Source organism: Propionibacterium acidifaciens DSM 21887 (assembly GCF_000426605.1).
In the GTDB taxonomy this organism is placed as follows: Bacteria; Actinomycetota; Actinomycetes; order Propionibacteriales; family Propionibacteriaceae; genus Propionibacterium; species Propionibacterium acidifaciens.
Genome location: NZ_KE384545.1, coordinates 138,800 through 148,519, shown reverse-complemented (window position 1 = coordinate 148,519; position 9,720 = coordinate 138,800). Strand labels below are relative to the sequence as shown.

The 9,720-nt window shown below is 71.4% G+C and carries 6 protein-coding genes, 1 tRNA gene and 1 pseudogene; 5 read left to right on the top strand and 3 right to left on the bottom strand.

The features are described 5' to 3' along the window. Positions 1-511 (top strand): IS630 family transposase (locus K336_RS17290; RefSeq protein WP_155945137.1); only part of this gene is annotated, 511 nt, incomplete at its 5' end. Between the two features lie 138 nt (positions 512-649). On the opposite strand, the pseudogene K336_RS19870 reads toward K336_RS17290, so the two are convergent. The 3 genes and pseudogenes from K336_RS19870 to K336_RS0113115 all read right to left on the bottom strand — a co-directional run. Further along, positions 650-1,674, bottom strand: a pseudogene (locus K336_RS19870) (IS256 family transposase); the annotation flags it as partial. 117 nt (positions 1,675-1,791) lie between these two features. Further along, positions 1,792-1,864: transfer RNA gene (locus K336_RS0113125), tRNA-Ala, on the bottom strand. Positions 1,865-1,987: 123 nt separating this feature from the next. Then, positions 1,988-2,842 carry a hypothetical protein gene (locus K336_RS0113115; RefSeq protein WP_028707273.1) on the bottom strand — a complete coding sequence of 285 codons (855 nt, stop codon included), beginning with the start codon at positions 2,840-2,842 and terminating at the stop codon, positions 1,988-1,990. Between the two features lie 129 nt (positions 2,843-2,971). Here K336_RS0113115 and K336_RS0113110 point away from each other — a divergent pair, with 129 nt between their 5' ends. The 4 genes from K336_RS0113110 to K336_RS0113095 all read left to right on the top strand — a co-directional run bounded on the left by K336_RS0113110 (position 2,972) and on the right by K336_RS0113095 (position 9,667). Continuing rightward, positions 2,972-3,916, top strand: a complete 945-nt coding sequence (locus K336_RS0113110; RefSeq protein ID WP_028707272.1) for a DUF4192 domain-containing protein — start codon at positions 2,972-2,974, stop codon at positions 3,914-3,916. Positions 3,917-4,063: 147 nt separating this feature from the next. Beyond that, the gene (leuS, locus tag K336_RS0113105; RefSeq protein ID WP_028707271.1) at positions 4,064-6,559 is read left to right on the top strand and encodes a leucine--tRNA ligase; all 2,496 of its coding nucleotides are present in this window, start codon (positions 4,064-4,066) and stop codon (positions 6,557-6,559) included. 77 nt (positions 6,560-6,636) lie between these two features. Next, entirely contained in the window at positions 6,637-7,926 is a 1,290-nt protein-coding gene (locus tag K336_RS0113100) for a dihydroorotase (protein WP_043151185.1), read from the top strand. A 28-nt stretch (positions 7,927-7,954) separates the two neighbouring features. Continuing rightward, entirely contained in the window at positions 7,955-9,667 is a 1,713-nt protein-coding gene (locus K336_RS0113095; protein WP_028707269.1) for an NAD-dependent malic enzyme, read from the top strand. The last annotated feature ends 53 nt before the right edge of the window (positions 9,668-9,720 follow it).

The window sequence follows — 9,720 nt, the reverse complement described above, 5'->3', positions numbered from 1 at the left end:
CCGCTTGGAGCACGAGGCCGAGACCCGCCGCATGTGGCTCCCCAGAGGGCAGCGCACCAAGCTGTCCGTGGACCGGAAGAAGACGTCCCAGTCCTTCTTCGGTGCGCTCTCCCTGACCAGCAAAAAAGTCAAACTGTACCCGATCGAGGGCAACCAGAACACCGAGCAGACGATTCTCGCGCTGGACCGGCTCCAACGAGAAACCGAGACAGAGAAGATCGCAGTTGTCCTGGACAACGCCCGCTTCCACCACGCGAAAGCGTTGACCGCCCTCTACGAGCCCGGCCGGCTGCTGGAGCGCATCACCCCTGTTTTCCTGCCGCCGTACGCGCCCGACCACAACCCGGTCGAGCACGTCTGGAACACGGCCAAGAACAACATCGCGAACATCCAGCGCGAGACCCCCGAAGAAACCTTCGGCGCGTTCGCCTCATACATCACCGGCCGTGCCTTCGACTACGACTTCGAGCACCTCCCACTCCGCGAAACCAGAAACGATTTTGTTTCATGACAGCCATACAATCACAAACGATCCCCGCTCGGCGATCGACTACCGCACACCCAACGAAGTCGACGCCGAATGGAGACGCCATAATAAGACAGCCTGAACCAGAAGTTCACCACTGTCCGAAAACCCACTTCACTCCAAGATCACGCGGCGCAGCATGGGTGGGAAGGACAGGAACGGCGTGAACCGTTCCCAGGCTCTCTCCCAGGTCGTCACGGTGTCGGGGTACCGGGCTCCCAGCGCAGAGTCGGAGAAGTCCGCCAGGGCCTTGCGGGCGGCGTCCTCGCTCGGGGCGGCGTAGACCGGTTTGAGGGCGGCGGCGACCTTCTTGCGGTCTTGGTAGGCCACGAACCTCATCAAGGAACGGATCAGGTGGACCACGCAGGTCTGGACCACCGAGTCGGGCCACCAGGTGGCCTCGATGGCCTCGGCCAGGCCCGCCAGCCCGTCGCAGCACACGATGAGTACGTCCTTCACGCCCCTGTTGGCGAGCTCGGCGCACACGTGAGCCCAGAAGGGGGCTCCCTCATCGGCTTGGACCCAGATCCCCAGGACGTGCTTGATCCCGTCCATATTGACGCCGACGGCGATGTGAGCAGCCCGATTGGTCACGCGCGAGTTATGGCGGACCTTGACGCGGATCGCGTCGAGGTAAATCACCGGGTAGAAGGCCTCCAGCGGGTGGGCCTGCCAGGCCAGGACGGCGTCGGGCACGGCGTCGGTGATCTTGCTGATCGTGCCGGCGCTCAGTTCCACCCCGAGGGTGGAGTCCAGCCGATGGCGGATCTCGCGGACCTTCAATTCCGCCGGCGTACAGGCTGATGATCATCGCGTCCAACCCGTCCATGCGCCGCTGACCCTTCCTGACCAGGCGGGGCGTGTACGTGCCGGCGCGGTCGCGGGGGACCACGGGTCTCGAACGAGCCGGCCTCGGAGTCGATCGTCTTGGTCGTGGTGCCGTTACGCGCGTTGCCACGGGCCACCGGTGTCGGCCCGCCCTTCTCATAGCCCAAGTGATCGGTCAACTCGGCGGCCAGACCCCGTTCCAGAGCCTCTTTGAGCAGTGCCGGCAGCAGCCCGTCACTGCCCGTCAGCTCCACTTGGCCGGAGTCAATCAGCTCGAACAGCTCGCCCAAGCCACCCGAGGCACGTAGTTTCTCGACCACGCTGCGCCCACCAGCGGGACCAGTCTTCTCATCAGTTCGGGCCGAACGGTCGCCCGCTTCGAGACTGAAAACGAAGCGGCCCCGCCATCGGGCGGGGCCATGTCGAAACCAACGGGGTGGAGCTAAGGGGATTCGAACCCCTGACCTCTTCCATGCCATGGAAGCGCGCTACCAACTGCGCCATAGCCCCGAACGGGTGCCGCGCCGGCCGGTCGGCCGCGGCGGCCTGACATATGGTAACGCACCATCGGCGCGATGCAAAATCAGTGCCCCGGCGCCGACGGGGTCCCGCTCCGGGCCCTGCCGCGGGGACTCAGGCGGGCACGACGAGGGCGGTGATTTGGTGGCCGCTGGCGTCCGCGAGCACGATGGTCGTGTCGTTGCGGTCCTTGCCGAAGCGCACCTCGCCCTGCGTCGTCCGTCCGTCTTCGACCGTGCCGGAGGCCATCTCGCCGGTGCCGTTGGTCTGCCCGGTGCTCGCATTGTCGATCGCGAACGTCGTGAACGCCAGCCGACCCTTCGTGCTCGTGATCGTCATGTCGATCACGAGCCCGTTCGAGTCCCAGCGGGAGCTGCTGATCTGCCAGGTACCGGTGAAGGAGCCCGACTCGACGGGGATCGCGCCGACGACGCTCGTCGACTGGCCGGGGGTGGACGGCGCCGCGCTCGTGGACGGCGCGGCGCCCTGCCCGCCCTGGTCCTGCCGGGGGCTGCGCATCGCCACGGCCATCATCGCCATGAGGATCACGAGGACGAGGGCGGCGACGGCGATGAGGTAGGTGCGGTTGCGGTGCACCGCGTACTGCCCGATCGCGTTGCTCGGCGCCGTCGGTGCGCCCGATGGCGCGCACGGCTCCTGCGGCGGCGGGGCGACCGGAGCGCTCGTCGCCGCGCTGCTGCGGTCGCCGTAGGGATCGATCCGGGGGCCCGGTGCGGCCGGCGGGACCCCCGCAGCGGCCTCGTCGAAACCGGGCAGCTCGGCCCCGGGGTACCAGCCGGCCGGCTGCTGGGCGGGTCCGGGGGCCCGGCCGGCCGGTTTCAGGCGGTCCCACGTCGGAGCCGTGGCCCCGGGCGCGGGGCCCTGGGGCGCCGCCGGGCCGCCGGCGCCGGGCCCGGGTGCGTTCGGGCCCGTGCCGGGGCTGGTGCCGTCGCTGCTCTGCTCGCTCATGATGGTTCTCAGCCTAGGCCAGCCGGGTGACGGCCGGTCGGCGTCCGGGCCGTCGGACCGAACGGCGGGAGTTGTCCACAGCTTCCGCCGGAGGCGAGAAAGTCGGTCCTCGCTGCGCACAGTGAGGGCATGACAGCCACAACCGCCCTCGACCGCTTCACCGTCGGCTCCTGCGAGGACCTGCTCGCGCTCATCCCCTATCTCATCGGCTACGAGCCCGACGAGGCGCTGCTCGTCATGACGCACTGCGACGGCGCCGTCGCGCAGTCCTCGTGCATGAGCAGGGCCCTCGTCGACGAGCCCGACTCCCTGACGCCCATCATCGGGTCCATGCGGGCCGCCACCCCCGGCTCGGAGTTCATCGTCGTCGGCTACGGCCCGCCCGAATGGGCCGACGCCGCCGTTATGACCGTCCGGCAGGAGCTGCGCCCCGGCGAGATGCTCTGCTGCCTCGTGGTCACCGACCGCCTGTTCTGGGACGTCGGCGCGGGCGAGGTCCCAGGCCTGGCCCCCGGCCACGAGTTCGACCCGAGCACCTCCCCGGTCGCCGTCCAGGCGATCGCCTCGGGCATGTCGGCCTACGCCAGCCGCGACGAGCTCGTCGCCGTCGTCGCCGGGCCGGGCGACCCCGGGCCCGACGAGGCCGCGGCGTGGGACGTGGCCTGCGAATGCCTGGGCTGGCCGCCGGGCCGCCAGCGGGCGTTCGTCGACGACTGCCTCGCCGACGCCGTCGAGGCCGGGCGGCGCCTGGACCGCGAGCGGCTGCGTCGGCTGTGCGTGCTCGCGGGCGGGCCCATGCGCCGGCACGTCATGGTCCGGACGGGCCTCGACGAGGACGACCCAGCGGCCTACGAGCAGCTGTGGGCCGACGCCGTGGCGATCGCCCCCGCGCGGTGGGCGCCCCCGGTGCTCGGCCTGCTCGGCATCGCGTCCTGGCGGCGCGGCGGGGGAGCGCTGCTCAGCGAGGTGATCGCCCGTCTCGAGGCGCTCGACCCGGCGTCGGGCATGATCCTCGTCCTCACTGATCTGCGCACCCGTCGCCCTCCCCGGGGTCGTCGGCGCCCGCACCGCTGAGGGCCCGCCCGGCGGGACGGGCCGTCGGGCGGCCGGCATCCGGCGGGGCACGGGACGCTCGCGGGAGCGGCGGTATGCTGTGCCGGCACGACCGGCATCCGACAGGGGCACGGGCACGAGTCGCAGGAGGAGCTCGAAGTGAGCCAGGTGGAGACGAGCCAGGGCGCGGGCCAGCCGCGGGCCGAGCGCGGCGGCTACGACGCCGCTGCCGCCGAGGCGAAGTGGCAGAGGTTCTGGGCCGAGGACCGGACGTTCGTGGCCCGCGACGACGACCCCCGCGAACGCCGCTACATGCTCGACATGTTCCCGTACCCCTCCGGCGACCTCCACATGGGGCACGCCGAGGCGTACGCGATGGGCGACGTGCTCGCCCGCATCTGGCGGATGCAGGGCTACAACGTCATGCACCCGATCGGCTGGGACGCCTTCGGCCTGCCGGCCGAGAACGCGGCCATCCGCAACGACGAGCACCCGTCCCGCTGGACCTACGAGAACATCGAGACGCAGAAGAAGTCGTTCAAGCGCTACGGCCTGAGCCTGGACTGGAGCCGCGAGATCCACACCTGCGACGAGGAGTACTACCGCTGGACCCAGTGGCTCTTCCTGCAGTTCTTCCGCAAGGGCCTGGCCTACCGCAAGGACGGCTACGTCAACTGGTGCCCGACCGACCAGACCGTGCTCGCCAACGAGCAGGTCAAGGAGGGTCTGTGCGAGCGCTGCGGCTCGGTCGTGACCAAGCGCGAGCTCACCCAGTGGTACTTCCGCATCACCGACTACGCCCAGGAGCTGCTCGACGACATGGGCCAGCTGGAGGGCACGTGGCCCGACCGGGTGCTCGCGATGCAGCGCAACTGGATCGGCCGTTCCGAGGGCGCCTGGGTGACGTTCGCCGTCGAGGGCCGCGACGAGCCCATCACCGTCTTCACCACGCGCCCCGACACGCTCCACGGCGCCAGCTTCATGGTCGTCGCCCCCGACGCCCCGCTGGCCGAGGAGATCGTCTCGGACGAGTGCCGCCCGGCCTTCGAGGAGTACCTCGAGCGGGTCAAGAGGACCAATGACATCGAGCGCCAGTCCACCGAGCACGTCAAGACCGGCGTGCCGCTGGGCGTCACCGCCGTCAACCCCGTCAACGGCGAATCGATCCCGATCTGGGCCGGCGACTACGTGCTGTCCGAGTACGGCTCCGGCGCCATCATGGCCGTGCCCGCCCACGACCAGCGCGACCTCGACTTCGCCCGCACGTACGGCCTGCCAGTCCGCATGGTCATCGACACCGGCGAGCCCGACCCGGCGGTCTCCGGCATCGCCACCACCGGCGACGGCGCCTACGTGAACTCCGGCTCGCTCGACGGCCTGTCCGACAAGGCCTCCGCCGCGCGCCGCATCATCGCCGAGCTCGAGGCCGCCGGCACCGGCGAGGCCACCGTCACCTACCGGCTGCGCGACTGGCTGCTCAGTCGGCAGCGCTTCTGGGGCTGCCCCATCCCGATCATCCGCTGCCCGGCCTGCGGGGACGTCCCCGTCCCCGAGGACCGGCTGCCGGTCCGGCTGCCCGACCTGCGCGGCGAGGCGCTGGCGCCCCGCGGCGTCTCGCCCCTGGCCGCCGCGACCGAGTGGAAGCAGGTGGCCTGCCCGCGCTGCGGCGCCGACGCGGAGCGCGACACCGACACGATGGACACTTTCGTCGACTCGTCCTGGTACTTCTTCCGTTACTGCTCCCCGCAGGACGACGAGGGCCCCTTCGACCCCGCGCAGGTCCGGCTCTGGTCCCCCGTCGACCAGTACGTCGGCGGCGTCGAGCACGCCACGATGCACCTGCTCTACTCGCGCTTCTTCACCAAGGTGCTGCGCGACCTGGGGCTGGTCGACTTCGATGAGCCCTTCACGCGCCTGCTCAACCAGGGCCAGGTCATCAACGAGGGCAAGGCCATGAGCAAGTCCCTCGGCAACGGCGTCGACCTCGGCGCCCAGCTCGACGCGTACGGCGTCGACGCGGTGCGCCTCACCGTCGTCTTCGCCGGGCCGCCGGCCGACGACATCGACTGGGCCGACGTCTCCCCGGCGAGCTCGCTGCGCTTCCTGCAGCGCGCCCACCGCCTCGCCCAGGACGTGAGGGCCCCCCACGGCGCCGACCCGGCCGCCGGCGACCGGCAGCAGCGCCGGGCCACCCACCGGGCCGTCGCCGAGATCACCGAGCTGGTCGGCTCCGGCCGCTTCAACGTGGCGATCGCCCGCATCATGGAACTCGTCAACACGACCCGCAAGGCCATCGACACCGGTCCCGGCGCCGCCGACCCGGCGGTGCGCGAGGCGGTCGAGTTCATCGCCCAGGCCCTCAGCCTGTTCGCCCCGTACGTCGCCGAGGAGATGTGGGAGCTGCTCGGCGGCGCCCCGTCCATCGCCAACTCCACCTGGCCGACCGCCGATCCCGCCCTGCTCGTCGCCGACGAGGTGACGATGGTCGTCCAAGTGCAGGGCAAGGTGCGCGCCAAGCTGCAGGTCGCCCCCGACATCGCCGAGGACGACGCCGTCGCGCTGGCCCTGGCCGACCCGAAAGTCCGTCGGGCCCTCGACTGCCGCCCGGTCGCGAAGACGATCACCCGGCTGCCGCGCATGGTGAGCATCGTCCCCGGCCGCTGACCGGGGCGCCGCCCCGGCGCGGGAGCCCCCGGGGGCCCGTGGCATGCTGAGGGCGGCACAGCGAGGAGGAGGACCCCGTGCAGTGGCTTCTGCGTGACGTCGACGTCCTCGGGCGGGGGCGCCGCGACATCGCCCTCGACGGCGGCGCGATCATCGACCCCGCCCTCGTCGGGCCGGCCGCACGGTCCGTCGGCTGCTCCGGGCTCGTCGCGCTGCCGGCCCTCGTCGACCCGCACACGCACCTGCGCGACCCGGGCGCCGGGGACGCCGAGACGATCGCCACGGGTCTGAGGGCCGCGGCCGCTGGCGGTTACGGGGCGGTCTTCGTCATGGCCAACACCGAGCCGGTCGCCGACACCGCGGCCGTTGTCGAGTACGAGCGCGACACCGCCGAGCGGGCGGGTCTGTGCGATCTTCACCCGATCGGGGCCGTCACGAAGGGCCTCGCCGGGCAGGAGCTCGCCGACCTGGAGGCCATGGCCTCCAGCCGCGCCGCCGTGCGCATGTTCAGCGACGACGGCATGTGCGTGGGGCGCTCCGATCTCATGCGCGAGGCCCTCGAGCGCATCAGCGCCCTCGGCGGGGTGCTCGCCCAGCACAGCCAGGACCTGGCTCTCACGGCGGGCGCCCAGCTCGACGAGGGCGAGCTGTCGCGGGCCCTCGGGATGACGGGCTGGCCCGCGATGGCCGAGTCGACGATCATCGCCCGCGACGCGATCATGGCCGGCCACCTGGGCGCCCGCCTGCACGTCTGCCACATCTCCACCGCCACGGGCGTCGAGGTCGTGCGCTGGGCCAAGGCGCAGGGCTTCCAGGTGACCGCCGAGGCGACCCCGCACCACCTGGCGCTCGACTCGGGCGCGACCGCCGCGGGCGACCCCGACTTCAAGGTGAACCCGCCGCTGCGCGGCACCGCGGACGTCGCCGCGGTGCGCGAAGGGCTCCTCGACGGCACCATCGACATGATCGGCACCGACCACGCCCCGCACCCCGACTCGGCCAAGGGCTGCGACTGGAGCCGGGCGGCCAACGGCATGCTCGGTCTCGAGACCGCCCTGGCCGTCGTGGCCGAGCTGTTCGTCCGCACCGGGCGCATGAGCTGGGCGCAGCTGGCCGACCGGATGTCCACCCGGCCCGCCGGCCTCCTCGGCCTCGGGCACCGCTACGGCGGCGACCTGTCCGTCGGCCGGCCCGGGAATCTGTGCCTGATCGACCCGCAGCGGCCCTGGACGGTCGATCCCGCCGGGCTGTCGTCGATCGCCCGCAACACCCCGTACAAGGGGCGCACCTATCACGCCCGGGTCGTGGCCACCGTCCTGCACGGCCGTCCCACCTTCGACCTGGACGGCGTCTTCGCGGCGGGCTGAGCGCGCCCGCCGCACGGAGGAGGATCACGTGAGCAAGAATTTCGAGTACGTCCGCAGCGACGGCCACGACGTCGTGCGCATCGCCGCGCGCGGCCGCGACGTGCTCACCCACCCGATGACGAACTTCGGCACCGCCTTCACGAGGGACCAGCGCGAACGCCTCGGTCTCGTCGGCCTGCTGCCGCCCGGTGTCGTGGACATCAACGGCCAGCTCCGGCGCATCCACGACCAGTACCTCACTGAGCCGACCGACATGGCCCGCTACGTCTTCCTCAACACGCTCAAGGAGCGCAACGAGATCCTGTTCTACCGGCTCGTGTCCGAGCACATCGAGCAGATGCTGCCCATCATCTACACGCCGACCATCGGCCGGGCCATCGAGGAGTACAGCCACTGGTTCCACCGGCCCCGCGGCGTCTTCATCGACATCGACCACCCCGAGGACATGACCGAGGCGCTCCTCGCCTACGGCTACGGCCCCGACGAGGTCGACCTCATCGTCGTCACCGACTCCGAGGGCATCCTCGGCATCGGGGACCAGGGCGTCGGGGGCGTCTCCATCGCGGTCGGCAAGCTCGCCGTGTACACCGCGGCCGCCGGCATCCGCCCCGACCGGGTGCTGCCCGTCGTGCTCGACACCGGCACGAACAACCTCGAGCTGCTCAACGACGACTGCTACCTCGGCGTGCGCCACTCGCGGGTGCGCGGGCGGCGCTACGACGACTTCATCGAGCAGTTCGTGCGGGCGGTCGGTGAGCTCTTCCCGCATGCGATGCTCCACTGGGAGGACTTCGGCGCGTCGAACGCCCACCGCATCCTCAGCCGCTACCGCGCCGAGATGTGCACCTTCAACGACGACATCCAGGGCACGGCGGCCGTCGTGGTCTCCGCGGCGCTGGCCGGCATCAGGCGCTCCGGGGTGCCGATCGAGGAGCAGCGGATCGTCGTCTTCGGCGCGGGCACCGCCGGCATCGGCATCAGCGACCTGCTCGTGCAGGTCATGGTCGAGCAGGGACTCGACGCCGCGGAGGCGCGCCGCCGCTTCTGGGCGATGGGAAGCCGCGGCCTCATCGTCGAGGGCGGCCGGATGCGCGACTTCCAGGAGCCCTACGCGCGCCCCGCCTCGGACGTCGTCGACTGGCCGGACGCCCCGCACGGCCACGGCCTGGACGAGGTCGTCCACCGGGCCCGGCCCACGATGCTCATCGGCTGCTCGGCCCAGTTCGGCGCCTTCACCGAGCGGGTCGTCCGCGAGATGGCCTCCCACCAGGAGCGGCCGATCATCATGCCGCTGTCGAACCCGACCTCGAAGGCCGAGGCCCTTCCGGCCGACCTCCTCGAGTGGACCGACGGCAGGGCCCTCATCGCCACGGGCTCGCCCTTCGAACCGATCACCGTCGGGGGCACCCGCTACGAGATCGCCCAGGCGAACAACGCGCTCGTGTTCCCCGGCATCGGTCTGGGGACCATCGCCGTCGAGGCCTCGCGCGTCAGCGACGGCATGATCCGCGCCGCGGCGACATGCCTCGCCCGCTCCGGGGCCAGGGACGCCGAGGGCGCCTCCCTCCTGCCCTCCATCCACCGGCTGCGCGTCATCAGCGCGAAGGTCGGGCTGGCCGTGGCGCAGCAGGCCATCGACGAGGGGCTGGCCCGTGTCGTCCCCGACGACACGGTGCAGGCGATCGCCGACCGCATGTGGCGCGCCGAGTACCCCGAGGTCGAGGTCGTCGACCAGCTGTGAGCCGCCCGTCTCACAGGGTGTTGTCCGTCTGATCGACTCGGCGGCCTCCCGCA

Excerpts from the sequence above, each read along its gene's own strand:
- K336_RS0113110 (WP_028707272.1), top strand. The coding sequence starts at position 2,972 with ATGACAGCCACAACCGCCCTCGACCGCTTCACCGTCGGCTCCTGCGAG.
- K336_RS0113115 (WP_028707273.1), bottom strand. The coding sequence starts at position 2,842 with ATGAGCGAGCAGAGCAGCGACGGCACCAGCCCCGGCACGGGCCCGAAC.